Origin of the sequence: Buttiauxella sp. BIGb0552 (assembly GCF_004366275.1) — a bacterium.
Classification (GTDB): Bacteria; Pseudomonadota; Gammaproteobacteria; order Enterobacterales; family Enterobacteriaceae; genus Buttiauxella; species Buttiauxella gaviniae.
Window position 1 is genome coordinate 572,652 of sequence record NZ_SODY01000003.1, and the last position, 19,151, is coordinate 591,802.

Genomic DNA, 19,151 nt, shown 5'->3' on the forward strand with positions numbered 1-19,151 from the left:
AGGAGCTTACTAAAGTAAGTGACTGGGGTGAGCGAGCGCATCCAACACAGTTGCGGCTCGAAGTATGACGGGCGTTTAGGAAAGTGCTATGAATACAACTCCTCCCTGGTGGCAACATGGTGTCATCTACCAGATCTACCCGAAGAGTTTTCAGGATACGACCGGCACCGGCACCGGCGATCTTGCAGGCGTCATTAAACGCCTGGACTACTTAAAACTACTGGGTGTTGATGCAATTTGGCTGACCCCGTTTTATATCTCCCCGCAGATTGATAATGGCTATGACGTTGCCAACTACTGCGCGATTGACCCGACTTACGGCACCCTCGATGATTTCGACAAGCTGGTCGCTGAAGCGCACGACCGCGGGATTCGTATCATTCTGGATATGGTGTTTAACCACACCTCAACGCAGCACGCATGGTTCCACGAAGCGCTGAATAAAGAGAGTCCGTACCGCGAGTTTTATATCTGGCGTGACGGCACACCGGATATGGTGCCAAACAACTGGCGCTCTAAATTCGGTGGTAACGCCTGGCGCTGGCATGCGGAAAGCGGCCAGTATTATCTGCATCTGTTTGCTCCTGAGCAGGCGGATCTGAACTGGGAAAATCCGCAGGTTCGCGCGGAACTGAAGAAAGTCTGCGAGTTCTGGTCCGATCGTGGCGTAGATGGTTTGCGCCTGGATGTGATCAACCTGATATCGAAAGATCAAGATTTCCCAGCCGATATTGATGGCGGCGATGGGCGTCGTTTCTATACCGACGGGCCGCGCATTCATGAGTATCTGCAGGAATTCAGCCGTGATGTGTTTACACCACGCGGGTTGATGACTGTTGGTGAAATGTCGTCAACCACGCTTGATAACTGCCAGCAATATGCTGCGCTAAACAGCAATGAACTGTCGATGACGTTCAACTTCCATCATCTGAAAGTTGACTACCCTGGCGGGCAAAAATGGGCGCTGGCGGCTCCTGATTACGTCGCGCTGAAAGCGATTTTCAGCCACTGGCAGCAAGGCATGCACAATGTGGCGTGGAATGCGTTGTTCTGGTGTAACCACGACCAGCCGCGAATTGTGTCGCGCTTTGGCGATGAAGGTGAACTGCGCGTTCCTGCGGCGAAAATGCTGGGCATGGTGCTGCACGGTATGCAAGGCACGCCATATATTTACCAGGGCGAAGAGCTGGGGATGACCAATCCGCACTTTAAACGCATCGTTGATTATCGCGATGTGGAAAGCCACAACATGTATGCCGAACTGCGTGCACAAGGCCGGGATAGCGACAATCTGCTGGCCATTCTTGCCAGTAAATCGCGCGATAACAGCCGCACACCGATGCAGTGGGACGATGGCGAAAACGCAGGTTTCACCCAGGGAACTCCGTGGATTAACCTGTGCGATAACTATCAAACCATCAACGCTAAAACAGCGGTGGATGACCCGGACTCGGTATTTTATGCCTACCAGCAACTGATTAAGCTGCGCAAAGCAAACCCTGTGTTTACCTGGGGTAGCTATCAGGACTTGCTGCCGGAGCACCCATATTTATGGTGTTACCGTCGTGAGTGGCAAGGGCAAACATTAGTCGTGGCAGCCAACCTCAGCCGTGAAAACCAGTGGTGGATGCCGGAAGCCTTCGAAGATGACTGGGATGTACTGATGAGTAACTATTCTGACGCTGTAGGTAAACCTGGCGAGATAAGCTTACGGCCTTTCGAAGCTGTTTATTGGTTGCAAGGTTAATCCTTACCCGATTTCTCCCTCATATTTGAGGGAGATCTCCTCCTTCAAATTTTAAGAGTTTTGCCCGCTGCCCATCCTTCCTGCTGTGCCCGATTTACTTTGTTCTGCATCAATAAAATCGCAAACATCTTTGATGCAAATCACTACATATAGACCTTAAAATGCACCCCGACCCAACATGTTGTAGTTCCCGTCTATTATAACAACATGTCCTACAGACAATTCTGGGGATTATCTGTGGATAAACATAGGCCCTAAAACAAAAAACCTATGGTAACGCGGGTAAATACAGCTCGCGGGCAATTCTAATCCTTTGTGGATAACCTTTTTTAAAAATGGAGAGATCATGACACCGCATGTGATGAAAAGAGATGGGTGCAAAGTGCCTTTCACTTCAGAGCGCATCAAAGAAGCTATTCTTCGTGCAGCTAAAGCAGCGGGAGTCGATGACGCAGACTATTGCGCCACCGTAGCAGATATTGTCCGCACGCAGATGGAAGGCCGCAGCCAGGTAGATATTGGCGAAATCCAGACCGCAGTTGAAAACCAACTGATGGCTGGTGACTACAAGCAACTTGCACGCGCTTACATTGAATATCGCCACGACCGCGATATCGAACGTGAGAAGCGTGGCCGCCTGAACCAGGAAATTCGTGGTCTGGTAGAACAAACCAACTCCGCTTTACTCAATGAAAACGCCAATAAAGACAGCAAAGTTATCCCGACTCAGCGCGACCTGTTAGCCGGTATCGTGGCTAAACACTATGCCTCACAGCACCTGTTACCGCGTGATGTGGTTCTGGCGCATGAACGTGGGGACATTCATTACCACGATCTGGACTACTCCCCGTTCTTCCCAATGTTTAACTGCATGCTTATCGATCTTAAAGGCATGCTGACGCACGGCTTTAAAATGGGTAATGCGGAAATTGAGCCGCCAAAATCCATCTCAACAGCAACAGCTGTTACCGCACAAATCATTGCCCAGGTTGCCAGCCACATTTATGGCGGCACCACAATTAATCGCATTGATGAAGTGCTGGCGCCATTTGTTACAGAAAGCTTTGAGAAGCACCGTAAAACTGCCGAAGAATGGCAGATCCCAGACGCTAAAGGTTATGCGCTTTCACGTACTGAGAAAGAGTGTTACGACGCTTTCCAGTCGCTGGAATATGAAGTGAATACGCTCCACACCGCTAATGGTCAGACACCATTCGTGACCTTCGGTTTCGGCCTGGGAACTAGCTGGGAATCACGCCTGATTCAGACCTCTATTCTGCGTAATCGCATCGCGGGTCTGGGTAAAAACCGTAAAACTGCGGTGTTCCCAAAACTGGTCTTCGCTATTAAAGATGGCCTGAACCACAAGGCTGGCGATGCAAACTACGATATCAAACAGCTTGCTCTGGAATGCGCCAGCAAACGCATGTATCCGGACATTCTGAACTACGACCAGGTGGTTAAAGTCACCGGCTCGTTCAAAACGCCTATGGGTTGCCGCAGTTTCCTTGGTGTGTACGAAGAAAACGGTGAGCAGATTCATGATGGTCGTAACAACATCGGCGTTATCAGCCTGAACCTGCCACGCATTGCGCTGGAAGCGAAAGGTGACGAAGCTACCTTCTGGACGCTGCTCGATAGCCGTCTGGAGCTGGCGTTCAAAGCACTGATGACGCGTATTGCGCGCCTGGAAGGTGTGAAAGCGCGTGTTGCACCAATCCTGTATATGGAAGGGGCTTGCGGTGTGCGCCTGAAAGCAGACGACGACGTTTCTGAAATCTTCAAAAATGGCCGTGCGTCGATTTCTCTGGGTTACATCGGCATCCACGAAACGGTGAATGCACTGTTTGGTAATCAGCACGTTTACGACAGCGAAGAGTTGCGTGCGAAAGCCGTCGCAATTGTTGAGCGTCTGCGCCAGGCAACCGACAGCTGGAAAGAAGAGACTGGCTACGGTTTCAGCCTCTACAGCACACCAAGTGAAAACCTGTGTGACCGCTTCTGCCGTCTTGATACCGCTGAGTTTGGCGTGGTTCCAGGCGTGACCGACAAAGGTTACTACACCAACAGCTTCCACTTAGATGTTGAGAAGAAAGTTAATCCATACGACAAAATCGACTTTGAAGCAGCGTATCCACCTATCGCGAATGGTGGTTTCATCTGTTACGGCGAATACCCGAACATCCAGCACAACCTGCAAGCGCTGGAAGACGTCTGGGATTACAGCTACAAACACGTTCCGTATTACGGCACCAATACACCAATTGATGAGTGCTACGAGTGTGGCTTTACTGGTGAGTTTGAATGCACCAGCAAAGGCTTTACCTGCCCGAAATGTGGCAACCACGACGCGGCTCGCGTATCCGTAACACGCCGTGTTTGTGGTTATCTTGGCAGCCCGGATGCACGTCCGTTTAACGCCGGTAAGCAGGAAGAAGTGAAGCGCCGCGTGAAGCATTTGGGTAACGGGCAGATTGGTTAAGTGAACATCCACCAATACTATCCGGTAGACATCGTAAACGGGCCGGGAACACGCTGCACGCTGTTCGTTTCCGGCTGCGTACATGAATGTCCCGGGTGCTATAACAAAAGCACCTGGCGGCTGAATTCCGGTATGGCGTTCACGCAGGAGATGGAAGACCGGATTATTGCCGATCTGAACGACACGCGTATCCGCCGCCAGGGGTTGTCGCTTTCGGGCGGCGACCCGCTTCATCCGCAAAACATCGCGGATGTGCTAAAGCTGGTGCAGCGAGTGCGGGCGGAATGCCCTGGCAAAGATATCTGGATGTGGACGGGTTACAAGCTTGATGAATTAACCGAAGCTCAGCGCGAAGTGGTTGATTTAATTAACGTGTTAATCGATGGCAAGTTCGTTCAGGATTTGAAAGACCCAGCGCTGGTCTGGCGCGGCAGTAGCAACCAGGTCGTACATCATTTGCGATAGAGCCCCTTATGGGGCTTTTGCTATTTCACGTAACTGACTTGAGTCCAGAATATTCACACCCTCGCCTGCAGGCTTAAGCGCCTCATGCAGCATTGCTTTCGCCACATCCCTTGCTTCGATGGACTTCCACTTCCCAGGCATGATTTTGAACAATGGTGCAAACAGCGACTCATTTAAACGCTGTGATTCCCGATGGCCGAGCAGCATGGATGGACGAGCAATCGTCAGACGCGGCCACTGTTGCGCTATCAATGCCTCCTCCATCTCACCTTTTACCCGGTTATAAAAGAATGGCGATTTGCTGTTCGCGCCAATGGCGCTAACCACCAGCATCTGTTTAGCTCCCAAACGCAGCCCAGTGATGGCGGTGTCCACCACCAGCGTGTAATCCGCCAGCACAAAAGCTTCTTTGCTGCCCGCTTCTTTCATCGTGGTACCGAGGCAGCAAAAGACTGTATCAATCGGCTCGGTCAATTGTGTGAGTGCATCACTCAACTGAGGATCGTAGGGGTTGGTGACTTTATTCATTGCAGGCAAGGGGCGACGGGTCGCAGCAACAATATGACCGATCTGCGGCTCATTGATTAGCATACGTAGTAAGTGCCCACCAATAAGACCTGTGGCCCCCGTAATCAAAACCCGGTTCATAAGTTCTCCTGTCGCCTATTAACCAAGTTTAGTGTCATCTCGCAGCCAGTGGAGCTTTTTACCAAAACCGAGCGTGTTGTCGGTCATTTTTATTTCATCAAGACGAATTTCCCACACCGGTGCCTTCATCACTCGCGCTACTGGGAAGCGCTTGCAGTAACGAGCACGAATGCTATCGGCTTCTTGCTCAGCCACCAGCGTGATTTCGCCGCGGAACTGTACGCCACGAATTAACGCGACGGTTTTGGGCTGCCCATTAACCGTTCCGGCTACATTGGCCTGGTTTCCAATCAACTCTCCGTGACGAGTGTGAGTTTCGCTTAACAGGTAAAAAGTGACGCGCTGTTCATCAAATAAGTAGAACGCATTTGCGCACCATAAATCACCATTACTGCCTGCGCAGTAAGTCAGTACATGCTGTTTATTCAGCCAACGACTAATGGCATTGAGAGTTTCCATGTGCAACCTGAAGAGTGATATTCTGCGGAAAACATCAATTATGCGCCCGACCTATGTCCCCCTGGTATCTCTATTTAATCCGCACCCTCGATAACCGTTTATATACGGGCATTACCACCGATGTGGAGCGCCGTTTCTCTCAGCATCAAACCGGGAAAGGTGCGAAAGCATTGCGTGGGAAAGGTGAGTTAACATTGGCCTTTAGCCATCTGGTAGGCGATCGCTCAAGCGCATTGCGCCTGGAGTATCGCATCAAGCAGCTAACTAAAGCGCAGAAAGAGATGTTGGTAAAAGGAGCATTGTCGTTTGAAGACCTTTTGGCAGGCCTTCAAACGAAATCAGAGATCAAAACTCTCGGTTAAAATGTTCGTGATATTCCACTAAACCACTCACGCCATTGAGCGCGTCATCGGCCAGTGGATGAATCAGAAAATAGGCTTCGGTATCAGGCCAGGCACAGCGCAAATCGAATTGCGCAGCGGGAACAAAACCAAAGCGGCTATATAGCGCAGGTTCGCCCAATGTCACAACGGCGGCATAACCAAATTCATTGAGTGAATCGAGTCCTTCATAAACCAGTTTTTTCGCCAGCCCCTGGCCGCGATAAGCTTCGTCTACAGCCAGTGGCGCAAGACCAACCCACTGTAGTTCTTCACCTTCGACCGCAACCGGACTGAATGCGGCATAACCCACGACCTGACCTTCGTCATCCGTGGCAACAACACCCAGTGTTAAAAGGCCGTCTTCTCGTAAATCCTTCACCAAATCTGCTTCACCATTGCTATTAAAGGAGCGGCGAAGTAAAGCGTCGATGCCTGGAGCATCAATAGGTATTTCTACACGAATTAGCATGGCTCACCTACCGAGTTACTTTCTGGAGCAGGTTTATGCTTCATCCCCGCTTCGACAAAATCAGCCAGTTGCAGTAGCAGCATGCGTAGTGGTTTTGGCATCGCATCCAGCTCAATGGCATCCATTAAATTTTTGACGTACAGACCCAGTTCAGTGTCACCTTCAATCATCAGGCGGCGTTGGAAAAACAGGGTATCGGGATCTTGTTTACGTGCAGCGATCATCAACAAATCGTTGGCTGTCGCACTGAAACTCACATCAGCCGGAGCATCTTCACGCACAATCAGTTTGTTATCTTGTACCGAAGTAAACCATTTTAGACCGAGATCACGCACTTCAATACTTAACCAGCGTCCCTCAAGAAATTCGAGTTCACCTTCTTCCATTGCCTGACGGAACTGCCAGCCAAGAACCTGTTCAAGCACCTGGCGCTTTAGAGCAAAGGGCGTCAGTTTAACCGGTGTTCTTAACAGTGACGGGCCGAGATGGACCAGGCGTGAACGCAATTTATCCAACACAAGCTTTACTCCTTGAGAAATTTATCCACCATTTTGCCACACCAGCCATTCTCCGTAGCGGTGTAAATCAACAAGTTTGCGGGTTATCAATACCATCATATTGATTTCATCAATACGCCATTAGCTGCCTTAAATCAAAATTTGTCGCGGTCGGGTTAACTAAAATCCCAGTTCGTTAACAATTTTGCTGTCCGACACTGGGCCGCATGGGTTTCCTCTCAGGTTACCCAATGATTCAGGATAAATTATGGAGTTGCTTTGCCCAGCTGGAAACTTACCGGCGTTGAAAGCGGCCATCGATAATGGTGCCGATGCGGTTTACATTGGTCTTAAAGATGATACCAACGCCCGCCATTTTGCTGGACTGAATTTCACGGAGAAGAAACTGCAAGAAGCGGTAAGTTACGTGCATCAACATCGCCGTAAATTGCATATCGCTATCAATACGTTTGCGCATCCGGACGGCTACGTGCGCTGGCAACGTGCAGTAGATATGGCAGCGCAACTCGGAGCCGACGCTTTAATTCTGGCCGACCTCGCCATGCTTGAATACGCGGCTGAGCGTTACCCGCATATTGAGCGCCACGTATCGGTACAAGCCTCCGCCACCAATGAAGAAGCAGTCCGCTTTTATCATCGCAACTTCGACGTTGCGCGTGTTGTTTTACCACGCGTGTTATCCATTCATCAGGTAAAACAGTTGGCTCGCGTAACCCCTGTACCGCTAGAGGTTTTTGCTTTTGGTAGCCTGTGCATTATGGCCGAAGGGCGTTGCTATCTTTCCTCCTACCTGACTGGTGAGTCGCCTAACACAGTGGGTGCCTGTTCCCCTGCGCGCTTTGTGCGTTGGCAACAAACTCCGCAAGGCCTTGAGTCACGCCTCAATGATGTACTTATCGACAGGTATCAGGATGGTGAAAACGCAGGTTATCCGACGCTTTGCAAAGGTCGCTATCTGGTTGACGATCAGAAATATCACGCTCTTGAAGAGCCAACCAGCCTGAACACACTTGAACTGCTGCCTGAATTATTAGCCGCGAATATTGCGTCGGTGAAAATCGAAGGCCGCCAGCGTAGCCCGGCCTATGTCAGCCAGGTAGCGAAAGTCTGGCGTCAAGCAATCGATCTGTGTATGTCTGATCCGGAAAACTACCGTGCGAAACCTGCGTGGATGGAAGATCTGGGAGCGATGGCCGAAGGCACGCAAACCACTCTCGGTGCCTATCACCGTAAATGGCAGTAGGGATGACCATGAAATATTCATTAGGGCCAGTGCTGTACTACTGGCCAAAAGAGACGTTGGAAAAATTTTACCAGGCTGCAGCAAACAGCAGTGCCGAGACGATTTATCTTGGTGAGTCAGTGTGCAGCAAGCGCCGTGCAACCAAAACGGGCGAATGGCTGGATATGGCGAAAAGCCTGGCAAGCCAGGGTAAGCAAGTTGTCCTCTCCACGCTGGCACTGGTTCAGGCTCCGTCTGAATTAAACGAGCTCAAACGCTACGTCGAGAATGGTGATTTCCTGATTGAAGCCAATGACCTCGGTGCCGTGAATATGGCGGCAGAACGCAAACTGCCGTTTGTCGCAGGCCACGCGCTCAACTGCTATAACGCGGTGACGCTGCGCATACTGCTCAAACAAGGTATGGTTCGCTGGTGTATGCCGGTTGAGCTTTCACGTGACTGGCTGGCAAACATGCTCACTCAGTGTGACGAGTTGGGTATTCGCAATAAGTTTGAAGTCGAAGTGCTCAGCTATGGCCATTTGCCTTTGGCGTATTCCGCACGCTGTTTCACCGCACGTTCCGAAGACAAACCAAAAGATGAATGCGAAACCTGCTGCATTAAATATCCTGTCGGCCGCAACATGTTGTCTCAGGAAAATCAGCAAGTGTTTGTGCTTAATGGAATTCAGACCATGAGCGGCTATGTGTACAACCTCGGAAACGAACTGGCCTCGATGAAAGGCTTAGTCGATATGGTGCGTTTATCACCGATGGGTATGGAAACACTTCGCGTTCTGGAAGCCTTCCGCAAAAATGAGAATGGCAATGCGCCGTTATCTTTGGCACAGCAAAACGATTGTAATGGCTACTGGCGACGCGTTGCTGGCTTAGAACTGGTGACTCAGAGCTAAAAAAGGCTCACTTTGTTACTTAATTGTTGATGGTTTTCGGCAATACTGAAAGACAATCATCAATAAACAGAGTGAGCCGTTATGTCTCAAACTCCTTTTTCACTACTCGATCTAGCCCCTATTCCACAAGGCTCCCAGCCTCGTGATGCGTTCCATCGATCCTTAGATTTAGCTCGCCTGGCCGAGAAGCGCGGCTATCACCGCTACTGGCTAGCAGAGCACCACAATATGACCGGCATCGCGAGTGCTGCGACGTCCGTGTTGATTGGCTATCTGGCGGCGAATACCGAAACGTTGCGCCTCGGTTCCGGTGGCGTGATGTTGCCGAACCACTCACCTCTCGTGATTGCCGAGCAGTTTGGCACCCTGGAGACTCTTTATCCTGGGCGTATTGACTTAGGATTAGGTCGCGCGCCGGGAAGCGACCAGCGCACTATGATGGCGTTGCGCCGCCATATGAGTGGTGATATCGACAATTTCCCACGCGATGTCAGTGAACTGGTGTCATGGTTTGATGCCACAGACCCAAACCCGGCAGTGCGCCCGGTTCCTGGCTACAACACTAAAATTCCTGTCTGGCTGCTGGGTTCAAGCTTGTATAGCGCCCAACTGGCGGCCCAACTTGGGCTGCCGTTCGCCTTTGCTTCACACTTTGCACCCGATATGTTGTTCCAGGCGCTGCAACTTTATCGTGCCCAGTTCAAACCGTCTGCCCGCCTGGAAAAACCGTATGCAATGGTATGCATCAATATTATTGCAGCTGACAGCAACCGCGATGCCGAATTCCTGTTTACCTCGATGCAGCAAGCTTTCGCTAAATTGCGTCGTGGCGAAACGGGCCAGTTGCCACCGCCGATTGAAAACATGGATAGCTTCTGGAGCCCGGCAGAGAAATATGGCGTGCAGCAGGCATTGAGCATGTCTCTGGTGGGTGATATTGCGAAAGTACGCCACGGTCTGATCTCATTGCTGCGTGAAACGCAGGCTGATGAAATTATGGTTAATGGCCAGATTTTTGATACCCAAGCTCGCCTGCATTCCTTTGACCTGGCGATGGATGTTTACGAGAGCCTGTAAAGTTTTCGCCCCTCGGTGGAGGGGCGAAAACTTAGTGATAAACCGGCAGTAAATCGAAGCTTGAAAGGATATGGATAGCGGCGTTTGTCACACCGAAGATAAGAATCAGCACAATCATTTTATTCCCGCCCCACACCCGGTAAGTCGGGCTGCCAAATTTCTTGCGAGAAGCTTTTGCGAGAAGAGCTGGAACAATTGCCGCCCAGATAGTCGCCGCCAACCCCGCAAATCCAATCGCGTAGATAAATCCATCAGGCCAGATACCCCCCCCTAACATTGGCGGGATGAAAGTCACTAACGCGGTTTTCAAGCGACCTAAAGGTGAGTCATCAAATTTAAACAGATCGGCCAGATAATCGAATAAGCCTAATGTCACCCCCAGGAATGAACTGGCAACGGCGAAGTTGGAGAAAACGATCAACAGTAAATCCAGGGTGCGACTGTTCAGTACACCACTCAATGCACCGACCAACACATCAATATTCCCGCCTTTATCAGCAATCGCAATAAAGTCGCTGCGCGGAATATTTCCCATGCTGCCAACTAACCAAATAGCGTACAGCACCAGTGCCATCAGCGTTCCCCAGACAAGGCATCGCTTAATAGTCTGTGGATCTTTGCCGTAATATTTCATCAGGCTTGGTACGTTACCGTGGTAGCCAAACGAGGCCAGGCAAAATGGCAACGTCATAAACATATACGGCAAATAGCTTGGGTTGATGGCTTTGCTATCGAGAAGTGTTACGGGTTCGACATGCCACATCAGGCCGCCAAACGTCATAAAGAAAGTCAGGATTTTCGCGCCAAGCACGATGGTCGTCATGCGGCTGACTGCGCGGGTACTGAGCCAGACGATAAAAGCGACCACCAGGGCAAATATCAACCCGGCGAACCTTGCGGGGAAATCGACAGACATTTTGCCAAGCGTGTGGTGAATCACCGAGCCGCTTGCCGAAATATAGGCGTAGGTCAGGATATACAGCACAAAAGCGATTGAGAGGCCGTTAATCAGATTCCAACCTTTTCCCAGCAAATCTTTCGTGACCGTGTCAAAACTTGAGCCAACACGGTAGTTGAGATTAGCTTCCAGAATCATCAAACCGGAATGCAGCATACAAAACCAGGTCACGACCAGTGCAGCTAAAGACCAGAAGAACCAGGCACCCGACATCACCACCGGCAGGGAAAACATTCCCGCCCCAATAATGGTGCCGCCAATAATCATTACCCCACCAAAAATAGACGGCGAGGCGTGGATGGTTGCTAAAGTTGCCATACGAATTCCTGAGACAATGAACGACTGTCGAAGTGACAGGCTTGCTGCGCTACATTGTACCAGTACATGAGTACAATTTGGATAAAAAAAATCCCGGTTGCGTTAACCAGGATTTTTATCACTGCCTGCTGGTAAACAGCAGGCATAAACTTCTGTGATTATGCTTCTGTGGTACGACGACGAGCAGGAGCTGCACCGTCTTCACGACGTGGGCCACGACCGCCTTCACGACGTTCGCCGCTGAAACTACGTGGTGCACCAGCACCTGCTGGGCCATCACGACGTGGACCGCGACCGCCTTCACGACGCTCACCACCACCGAAACCACGACCAGCACCTGCTGCTGCACCGCCGCCACGACGTTCGCCGCCACGGTCAGTACGAGGCTGAGCATCACCCATCAGCTGCATATTCATTGGTTTGTTCAGAATACGAGTACGGGTAAAGTGCTGCAGGATTTCGCCCGGCATGCCTTTTGGCAGTTCGATAGTAGAGTGAGTACCGAACAGTTTGATGTTACCGATGTAACGGCTGCTGATATCACCTTCGTTAGCGATAGCGCCAACGATATGACGAACTTCAACACCATCATCACGGCCAACTTCAATGCGGTACAGTTCCATATCGCCAACATCACGACGTTCGCGACGTGGTGCATCACCATCACGCTGTGGACGATCTGAACGCTCTGGACGGTCACCGCGCGGTGCACGATCTGGACGATCGCCACGTGGTGCACGGTCTGAACGTTCGAAACGCTCATCGCGCTCACGGAATTCACGACGTGGACGCATTGGTGCATCTGGTGGCAGGATCAGAGGACGTTCGCCCTGTGCCATTTTCAGCAGTGCTGCAGCCAGTGTTTCCATATCCAGCGCTTCTTCTGATTCAGCAGAAGGTTGGATTTTTGCAAGCAGACCACGGTAAAGATCCAGATCGCTGCTTTCCAGTTGCTGCTGAACTTTAGCTGCAAACTTAGCCAGACGACGCTCACTCAGCAGATCGCGGTTTGGCAGTTCAACTTCAGGAATAGTCAGCTTCATGGTGCGTTCGATGTTACGCAGCAGACGACGCTCACGGTTCTCAACGAACAGCAGAGCACGACCAGCACGACCAGCACGACCTGTACGGCCGATACGGTGAACGTAAGACTCGGAGTCCATCGGGATGTCGTAGTTAACAACCAGGCTGATACGCTCAACGTCCAGGCCACGAGCTGCAACGTCGGTTGCAATCAGGATGTCCAGACGACCGTCTTTCAGACGCTCCAGAGTTTGCTCACGCAGCGCCTGGTTCATGTCACCGTTCAGTGCAGCACTGTTGTAGCCGCTCTGTTCCAGCGCTTCTGCCACTTCCAGAGTTGCGTTTTTGGTACGTACGAAAATGATCGCCGCATCAAAATCTTCAGACTCAAGGAAACGAACCAGTGCTTCATTCTTACGCATGCCGTGCACAGTCCAGTAGCTCTGGCTGATGTCCGGGCGAGTAGTAACGCTAGATTGAATGCGTACTTCCTGCGGATCTTTCATGAAACGACGGGTAATACGACGAATCGCTTCTGGCATAGTTGCAGAGAACAGAGCGGTCTGATGACCTTCTGGGATCTGAGCCATGATGGTTTCAACGTCTTCGATGAAGCCCATACGCAACATTTCGTCAGCTTCGTCCAGTACCAGACCTTTCAGGCTGGACAGGTTCAGCGTACCGCGTTTTAAGTGGTCCAGCAGACGACCTGGGGTACCAACAACAATTTGTGGTCCCTGACGCAGGGCGCGCAGCTGCACGTCATAACGCTGGCCACCGTAAAGGGCAACAACGTTTACGCCATGCATATGTTTAGAGAAATCCGTCATGGCTTCAGCAACCTGAACCGCCAGTTCGCGGGTCGGTGCCAGCACCAGGATTTGTGGTGCTTTCAGCTCTGGATCAAGGTTGTGCAGCAGCGGTAAAGAGAACGCTGCAGTTTTGCCGCTACCAGTCTGGGCCATACCCAGTACATCGCGGCCAGCCAGTAGCTGTGGGATACACTCAGCCTGGATTGGAGATGGTTTTTCGTAACCCAGATCGTTCAGGGCTTTAAGGATGGAGTCGTTAAGACCCAGATCAGAAAAAGTAGTTTCGATAGTAGTAGTCTCGATGATGTCAGTCATGTAGTACACGTGCCTCGTAGATGGCGGCCAGTCTACATAACTCATCGTGAAATTGACCTGCAATTTTCATTGAAAAGTGTGAACCGGCTCAAATTTGGTTGATTAACGAACAAAAACGCCCTCACCCGTTAAGGTGATGACTTTAATAAAAAAGTTTATGGGCTGATCGATGTTCGTCAGCTATTGCTGGTCCGATTCTGCCAGGTCATCTTGCTCCTGGCCCAAGAGCGCTAATTCCAACAATGCATAACGATGCTCAACGTAGTTGTGTACGTTGTTAGCGACCGCTAACTTGAACAGTGCCGTGGCGCTGTCCTTTTCCCCCAGACTTAGGTAGTACTTACCTAAATAGAAGTTGGTTTCACTGAGATGCTCAGCGAGCGAGGTGTTATCCGTTGCGTCCGCCTCGAGGCGTTCCATTAACGTTTTTTCGTTAATGTTCCCCAGGTAGAACTCGACAATGTTCCATCCCCATTGCTCTTTGTCCGATTTATCGAGGCGCTGTTGTAACGCCACTTTAGCCTGCTTTGCATCTAAATTGCTTTCAGCAATATAGAGCCACAGACTACGGAAAGGATCATTGGGATCGTCTTGATAAAACGCTAGCAGATCATCTTGCGCTAAACGATAACGACCACCGTAGTAGAGGGCGATACCGCGATTTAAATGCGCATAGTTGTAAGTTGGATCAAGCTCAAGTACAGAATCAAACGCTTCATAGGCAGCATCAAAATTGCCTGCCTGCGTTAAATATATACCTAAGTAATTGAATACTTCAGGCATATCGGGGCGGATTGCCAACGCTTGTGAAAAATCATTTCGCGCTAGAGCCCGCAAGCCAAGGCTATCATACAACACTCCGCGCTCATATAAAAGCTGCGCGCGCTCATCATCGGTTAAAGCCCGGCTGGCAAGTATCTGTTCCATGCGTGCAAGAATGACTTCTTGCTGCAAAGTCGGCTGCAATGGCACCGCCAGGACTTCACGTTCACGCCAGGAGGAGTTGCTGCATCCTGCCAGCGCGAGAGCTGTCGCAACGAAACACCAGCGCAAAAAAGGCTTCATTTCCCACTCCCGAAGACAACATATGGATGACGTCCTGTCCGCCGGCTCTAAAACGAGACTCCCTGCCCCGTAATAAATAGCTCTCCATGTCGCCATGGAGAGCTTAATCGGTATAGCTTACTCAGCTTCTGGTGCAGCTGGTGCTGCGCTTTCCGCTGGGGACTGCTCAGTTGCTTCTTTGATGCTCAGACGAACACGGCCCTGGCGGTCAACTTCCAGTACTTTAACTGGAACTTCTTGACCCATCTGCAGGTAGTCAGTCACTTTCTCTACGCGCTTGTCAGCGATTTGAGAAATGTGCACCAGACCTTCTTTGCCGCCGCCGATAGCAACGAATGCACCGAAATCTACGATACGAGTAACTTTACCCTGGTAGATACGGCCGACTTCGATTTCAGCAGTGATCTCTTCGATACGACGAATAGCAAACTTCGCTTTCTCGCCATCGGTCGCCGCGATTTTCACGGTGCCGTCATCTTCGATTTCGATAGTTGTACCGGTTTCTTCGGTCAGCGCACGAATCACAGAACCACCCTTACCGATCACGTCTTTGATCTTGTCTGGGTTGATTTTGATTGTGTGAATACGTGGAGCGAACTGAGAGATATCGCCACGCGGAGCGTTGATAGCCTGTTCCATCACGCCAAGGATATGCAGACGCGCACCTTTAGCCTGGTTCAGAGCCACCTGCATGATTTCGCGGGTGATGCCTTCGATTTTGATATCCATCTGCAGTGCAGAGATACCTTCACGGCTACCAGCAACTTTAAAGTCCATGTCGCCCAGGTGATCTTCGTCACCCAGAATGTCAGACAGAACAACAAAGTTCTCGCCTTCTTTAACCAGACCCATCGCAATACCGGCTACAGCGGCTTTGATTGGCACGCCTGCATCCATCAGAGCCAGAGAAGCACCACATACGGAAGCCATGGAAGAAGAACCGTTAGATTCAGTAATTTCTGACACTACACGCACGGTGTACGGGAAGCGGTCAGCTTCTGGCATAACAGCCAGTACGCCACGCTTAGCCAGACGACCATGACCAATCTCACGACGCTTCGGTGAACCGACCATGCCGGTTTCGCCTACGGAGTACGGAGGGAAGTTGTAGTGGAACAGGAAGTTGTCGGTACGTTCGCCCATCAACTCATCCAGGTTCTGTGCATCACGTGCGGTACCCAGAGTTGCTGTAACCAGCGCCTGAGTTTCACCACGGGTGAACAGTGCAGAACCGTGAGTACGTGGCAGAACGCCAGTACGCACATCCAGACCACGGATCATGTCTTTTTCGCGGCCATCGATACGCAGCTCGCCAGCCAGAATACGGCTACGAACAACATTTTTCTCGATAGCGTGCAGAATGTCGCTTACTTCGCCAGCATCAATTGAATCGTCTTCAGCTGACAATGCAGCGATAACGTCAGATTTGATGATGTCGACTTGTGCGTAACGCTCTTGCTTATCAGTAATACGGTAAGCATCGCTCAGACGGGATTCAGCAAGTGCAGCAACGCGTGCATTCAGCGCTTCGTTAGCCGCTTCTGGCTGCCAGTCCCAACGTGGTTTGCCAGCTTCAGCAACCAGAGAGTTGATGTTCTGGATAACAATTTGCTGTTGTTCGTGGCCAAATACAACCGCGCCCAGCATCTGGTCTTCGCTCAGCAGCTCAGCTTCGGATTCAACCATCAGCACAGCACCTTCGGTACCGGCAACAACCAGGTCCAGTTTGCTGGTTTTCAGTTCATCAGCAGTTGGGTTCAGAACATACTGGTCATTGATATAACCAACACGTGCAGAGCCAATTGGGCCGTTGAACGGAATACCAGACAGGCTCAGAGCGGCAGAAGCACCAATCATTGCAACGATATCTGGGTGAACTTGTGGGTTCACGGAAACAACGGTCGCGATAACCTGAACTTCGTTCACGAAACCTTCCGGGAACAGCGGACGCACTGGACGGTCAATCAGACGCGCGATCAGTGTTTCACCTTCGCTTGGACGGCCTTCACGACGGAAGAAGCTACCCGGGATACGACCAGCAGCGTAAGTACGCTCCTGATAGTTAACAGTCAGAGGGAAGAAATCCTGGCCTGCTTTCGCTTTTTTCTGACCGACTACGGTCACGAATACAGCGGTGTCGTCCATGCTGACCATTACTGCTGCGGTAGCCTGGCGAGCCATCATACCGGTCTCTATTGTGACCGTATGCTGACCGTATTGAAATTTACGGACAATCGGAGTTAGCAAAATAATATCCTTAATAATCTTTGGTAGCAGGTGATTGCACTTGCTCCGTTTAACCCGATCTCTATCGCATCCTCGCGACTAATGACAACCCTAACCCGCCCATGCGGATAAAGCCTCTCATTAGCCGCGCGAACCTCTGCAACAAAGATCACACACTGCAACAATACATTAGTTTCCATAGAATTGCTGCCATCTGGTTGAAAAAAGGGGCCTTAAAAGGCCCCTTTTTCTGAAACTCGCAAGACTTAGCGACGCAGACCCAGACGCTCGATCAGGCTGGTGTAACGTGCTACATCTTTACGCTTCAGGTAGTCGAGCAGTTTACGACGCTGAGAAACCATACGCAGCAGACCACGACGGCTGTGGTGATCTTTTTTGTGCTCAGAGAAGTGACCCTGCAGGTGGTTGATCTGAGCAGTCAGCAGTGCAACCTGAACTTCGGTAGAACCGCTGTCGTTAGAACCACGACCAAACTCGGAAACGATTTTTGCTTTAGCTTCAACGCTTAGAGACATTTTAAACTCCAAAATTATAGATAAAAAGATAGAGTGCCGATCTCTAATTCAGCAACTCCAGTGCACTTTCACAACAATGTTAAACAAAGGTATGAAAGTTAAGCCGCGCCATTTTACCTGTAGCCACCTCTTATCGCAAGGCAACTCCAGGTGTCAGAGCGGATACTCAACAACCAGACGACGAGGCGCTACGCGTCCATCATCATCAATTTCGGCCATGCCGATAAATTTGCCTTCATCACCTTCGGTGACGCGGACTAGCCCTTCTGCCGGGCTACCCGCCACTTGCACTGGCTGCCCATTCTTGAAGTAACCCGCAACAGCAGGTAATAAATTCACGATTGGGAAGTCTGAAGCCGGACTATCCATTGGCATCAATAATGGATCTAACAGCACCGATGGCTCAATTTCTTGCGCTTGTGCTTGCTCAACCAATGCATGCAATTGCTCAAGCGTTACCATACGTTCGACAGGATACTTGCTCACTGCAAGGCGACGCAGGAAAGTCACATGGGCACCACAACCGAGTTTTTCACCTAAATCATCGGTGATGGTCCGGATGTACGTTCCCTTAGAACAGTGAATTTCCAACTCAAGTTCATTGCCTTCATGGCGAATAAACAGAAGTTCGTAAACCGTGATAGACCGTGCTTCACGCGGCACTTCGATACCCTGGCGCGCATACTCATAAAGTGGCTTGCCTTGATATTTCAGTGCGGAGTACATCGATGGAACTTGCTGTGTTTCACCACGAAAGCTATCTAACGCTTGCGCCAGCTCTTGTTCGGTAAAGGTTACCGGACGCTCCTGAACGACTGTGCCATCAGCATCAGAAGTATCAGTGCGTTGCCCAAGGCGGGCAATAACACGGTAACGCTTGTCGGAATCAAGTAGATAACGCGAGAATTTTGTCGCCTCTCCGAGGCAAATCGGTAGCATTCCGGTTGCAAGCGGGTCAAGCGCTCCGGTATGACCGGCACGGTTAGCGTTATAAATACGCTTCACTTTCTGCAACGCGTCGTTCGAAGATAAACCCTGAGGTTTATCTAACAACAGTACTCCGTGGATATCACGACCACGACGACGAGGACGACTCATTAATCCTCCTTGCTGTCATCCGTATCGTTTACACGGCGCTCATCATCGTTTCTGATGACGTTAGAAACCAGATTCGACATGCGCATACCTTCAACCAACGAGTTATCGTAGAAGAAAGTCAGTTCAGGCACGATACGCAGGCGCATTGCTTTGCCCAGCAAAGAACGAATGTAGCCAGAAGCATCCTGTAAAACCTTGATGCCTTCTTTCACTGCTTGTTCGTCTTTATCGTTCAGGAAGGTTACAAACACTTTTGCATAAGCCAGATCGCGTGACACTTCGACACCAGAAACGGTGGTCATCATGCCCAGACGCGGGTCTTTAATTTCGCGCTGCAGGATGATTGCGATTTCTTTCTGCAATTCCTGGGAAACACGCTGTGGGCGACCAAATTCTTTCGCCATAATAAATTCTCC

At 50.6% G+C, this 19,151-nt stretch carries 19 protein-coding genes; 7 read left to right on the plus strand and 12 right to left on the minus strand.

Going from position 1 to position 19,151, the window contains the following annotated elements:
- Positions 1-88: 88 nt before the first annotated feature.
- From treC to nrdG, 3 genes are all read left to right on the plus strand, one after another.
- Positions 89-1,747, plus strand: a complete 1,659-nt coding sequence (treC, locus tag EDF88_RS11580; protein ID WP_134184779.1) for an alpha,alpha-phosphotrehalase — start codon at positions 89-91, stop codon at positions 1,745-1,747.
- A 346-nt stretch (positions 1,748-2,093) separates the two neighbouring features.
- Positions 2,094-4,229, plus strand: coding sequence for an anaerobic ribonucleoside-triphosphate reductase (nrdD, locus tag EDF88_RS11585; protein ID WP_134184781.1), 2,136 nt, complete (start codon positions 2,094-2,096; stop codon positions 4,227-4,229).
- The gene (gene nrdG, locus EDF88_RS11590; RefSeq protein ID WP_134184783.1) at positions 4,230-4,694 is read left to right on the plus strand and encodes an anaerobic ribonucleoside-triphosphate reductase-activating protein; all 465 of its coding nucleotides are present in this window, start codon (positions 4,230-4,232) and stop codon (positions 4,692-4,694) included.
- Between the two features lie 6 nt (positions 4,695-4,700).
- Here the strand turns inward: nrdG and EDF88_RS11595 are convergent, their stop codons facing one another.
- Both EDF88_RS11595 and EDF88_RS11600 read right to left on the minus strand, forming a co-directional pair.
- Positions 4,701-5,342, minus strand: coding sequence for an NAD(P)H-binding protein (locus EDF88_RS11595; RefSeq protein ID WP_134184785.1), 642 nt, complete (start codon positions 5,340-5,342; stop codon positions 4,701-4,703).
- Positions 5,343-5,360: 18 nt separating this feature from the next.
- Positions 5,361-5,801: a YhbP family protein gene (locus EDF88_RS11600; RefSeq protein ID WP_134184787.1), complete on the minus strand. Its 441-nt coding sequence runs from the start codon at positions 5,799-5,801 to the stop codon at positions 5,361-5,363.
- A 53-nt stretch (positions 5,802-5,854) separates the two neighbouring features.
- Between EDF88_RS11600 and EDF88_RS11605 the strand changes: the two genes are divergently transcribed.
- Positions 5,855-6,163, plus strand: a complete 309-nt coding sequence (locus EDF88_RS11605) for a GIY-YIG nuclease family protein (RefSeq protein ID WP_064514035.1) — start codon at positions 5,855-5,857, stop codon at positions 6,161-6,163.
- Here EDF88_RS11605 and EDF88_RS11610 read toward each other — a convergent pair.
- Together EDF88_RS11610 and EDF88_RS11615 are read right to left on the minus strand one after the other, a co-directional pair.
- Positions 6,147-6,653, minus strand: coding sequence for an N-acetyltransferase (locus EDF88_RS11610; protein WP_064514037.1), 507 nt, complete (start codon positions 6,651-6,653; stop codon positions 6,147-6,149). The two genes, EDF88_RS11605 and EDF88_RS11610, sit on opposite strands and share 17 nt — an antisense overlap.
- Entirely contained in the window at positions 6,647-7,171 is a 525-nt protein-coding gene (locus EDF88_RS11615) for an SCP2 domain-containing protein (RefSeq protein ID WP_134184789.1), read from the minus strand. Before EDF88_RS11615 ends, EDF88_RS11610 begins: the two co-directional genes overlap by 7 nt.
- 247 nt (positions 7,172-7,418) lie before the next feature.
- Between EDF88_RS11615 and EDF88_RS11620 the strand changes: the two genes are divergently transcribed.
- The 3 genes from EDF88_RS11620 (at position 7,419) to EDF88_RS11630 (ending at position 10,384) form a co-directional block, all read left to right on the plus strand.
- Positions 7,419-8,414 (plus strand): peptidase U32 family protein, encoded by a 996-nt coding sequence (locus tag EDF88_RS11620; protein ID WP_134184791.1) that lies wholly within the window; start codon positions 7,419-7,421, stop codon positions 8,412-8,414.
- An 8-nt stretch (positions 8,415-8,422) separates the two neighbouring features.
- Positions 8,423-9,307, plus strand: coding sequence for a U32 family peptidase (locus tag EDF88_RS11625; RefSeq protein WP_064514215.1), 885 nt, complete (start codon positions 8,423-8,425; stop codon positions 9,305-9,307).
- Between the two features lie 81 nt (positions 9,308-9,388).
- The gene (locus EDF88_RS11630; RefSeq protein ID WP_064514042.1) at positions 9,389-10,384 is read left to right on the plus strand and encodes an LLM class flavin-dependent oxidoreductase; all 996 of its coding nucleotides are present in this window, start codon (positions 9,389-9,391) and stop codon (positions 10,382-10,384) included.
- Positions 10,385-10,415: 31 nt separating this feature from the next.
- Here EDF88_RS11630 and mtr read toward each other — a convergent pair whose 3' ends face one another.
- From mtr to rbfA, 8 genes are all read right to left on the minus strand, one after another.
- Positions 10,416-11,660, minus strand: coding sequence for a tryptophan permease (gene mtr, locus EDF88_RS11635; RefSeq protein WP_134184793.1), 1,245 nt, complete (start codon positions 11,658-11,660; stop codon positions 10,416-10,418).
- Between the two features lie 158 nt (positions 11,661-11,818).
- Positions 11,819-13,810 carry a DEAD/DEAH family ATP-dependent RNA helicase gene (locus EDF88_RS11640; RefSeq protein ID WP_134184795.1) on the minus strand — a complete coding sequence of 664 codons (1,992 nt, stop codon included), beginning with the start codon at positions 13,808-13,810 and terminating at the stop codon, positions 11,819-11,821.
- Positions 13,803-13,880 carry a protein YrbN gene (gene yrbN / locus EDF88_RS11645; RefSeq protein ID WP_110510645.1) on the minus strand — a complete coding sequence of 26 codons (78 nt, stop codon included), beginning with the start codon at positions 13,878-13,880 and terminating at the stop codon, positions 13,803-13,805. The genes EDF88_RS11640 and yrbN overlap by 8 nt, the downstream gene beginning before the upstream one ends.
- A 110-nt stretch (positions 13,881-13,990) precedes the next feature.
- On the minus strand, positions 13,991-14,875 hold the full coding sequence (gene nlpI / locus EDF88_RS11650) for a lipoprotein NlpI (protein WP_064514048.1): 885 nt from the start codon (positions 14,873-14,875) through the stop codon (positions 13,991-13,993).
- Positions 14,876-14,992: 117 nt separating this feature from the next.
- A complete protein-coding gene (gene pnp / locus EDF88_RS11655) occupies positions 14,993-17,122 on the minus strand; it encodes a polyribonucleotide nucleotidyltransferase (protein WP_134184797.1) in 2,130 nt (709 codons plus the stop codon).
- A 245-nt stretch (positions 17,123-17,367) separates the two neighbouring features.
- Positions 17,368-17,637, minus strand: a complete 270-nt coding sequence (gene rpsO / locus EDF88_RS11660; protein WP_064514052.1) for a 30S ribosomal protein S15 — start codon at positions 17,635-17,637, stop codon at positions 17,368-17,370.
- A gap of 153 nt (positions 17,638-17,790) precedes the next feature.
- The gene (gene truB / locus EDF88_RS11665; protein WP_064514053.1) at positions 17,791-18,735 is read right to left on the minus strand and encodes a tRNA pseudouridine(55) synthase TruB; all 945 of its coding nucleotides are present in this window, start codon (positions 18,733-18,735) and stop codon (positions 17,791-17,793) included.
- On the minus strand, positions 18,735-19,139 hold the full coding sequence (rbfA, locus tag EDF88_RS11670) for a 30S ribosome-binding factor RbfA (RefSeq protein ID WP_034459684.1): 405 nt from the start codon (positions 19,137-19,139) through the stop codon (positions 18,735-18,737). Before rbfA ends, truB begins: the two co-directional genes overlap by 1 nt.
- Between the last annotated feature and the right edge of the window lie 12 nt (positions 19,140-19,151).

Bases quoted from the DNA above. Each gene is read 5' to 3' on its own strand.
- treC (WP_134184779.1), top strand. From the start codon at position 89: ATGAATACAACTCCTCCCTGGTGGCAACATGGTGTCATCTACCAGATC.
- nrdD (WP_134184781.1), top strand. From the start codon at position 2,094: ATGACACCGCATGTGATGAAAAGAGATGGGTGCAAAGTGCCTTTCACT.
- EDF88_RS11595 (WP_134184785.1), bottom strand. From the start codon at position 5,342: ATGAACCGGGTTTTGATTACGGGGGCCACAGGTCTTATTGGTGGGCAC.
- EDF88_RS11600 (WP_134184787.1), bottom strand. From the start codon at position 5,801: ATGGAAACTCTCAATGCCATTAGTCGTTGGCTGAATAAACAGCATGTA.
- EDF88_RS11605 (WP_064514035.1), top strand. From the start codon at position 5,855: ATGTCCCCCTGGTATCTCTATTTAATCCGCACCCTCGATAACCGTTTA.
- EDF88_RS11610 (WP_064514037.1), bottom strand. From the start codon at position 6,653: ATGCTAATTCGTGTAGAAATACCTATTGATGCTCCAGGCATCGACGCT.
- EDF88_RS11620 (WP_134184791.1), top strand. From the start codon at position 7,419: ATGGAGTTGCTTTGCCCAGCTGGAAACTTACCGGCGTTGAAAGCGGCC.
- EDF88_RS11625 (WP_064514215.1), top strand. From the start codon at position 8,423: ATGAAATATTCATTAGGGCCAGTGCTGTACTACTGGCCAAAAGAGACG.
- EDF88_RS11630 (WP_064514042.1), top strand. From the start codon at position 9,389: ATGTCTCAAACTCCTTTTTCACTACTCGATCTAGCCCCTATTCCACAA.
- mtr (WP_134184793.1), bottom strand. From the start codon at position 11,660: ATGGCAACTTTAGCAACCATCCACGCCTCGCCGTCTATTTTTGGTGGG.
- EDF88_RS11640 (WP_134184795.1), bottom strand. From the start codon at position 13,810: ATGACTGACATCATCGAGACTACTACTATCGAAACTACTTTTTCTGAT.
- yrbN (WP_110510645.1), bottom strand. From the start codon at position 13,880: ATGAAAATTGCAGGTCAATTTCACGATGAGTTATGTAGACTGGCCGCC.
- nlpI (WP_064514048.1), bottom strand. From the start codon at position 14,875: ATGAAGCCTTTTTTGCGCTGGTGTTTCGTTGCGACAGCTCTCGCGCTG.
- rpsO (WP_064514052.1), bottom strand. From the start codon at position 17,637: ATGTCTCTAAGCGTTGAAGCTAAAGCAAAAATCGTTTCCGAGTTTGGT.
- truB (WP_064514053.1), bottom strand. From the start codon at position 18,735: ATGAGTCGTCCTCGTCGTCGTGGTCGTGATATCCACGGAGTACTGTTG.
- rbfA (WP_034459684.1), bottom strand. From the start codon at position 19,139: ATGGCGAAAGAATTTGGTCGCCCACAGCGTGTTTCCCAGGAATTGCAG.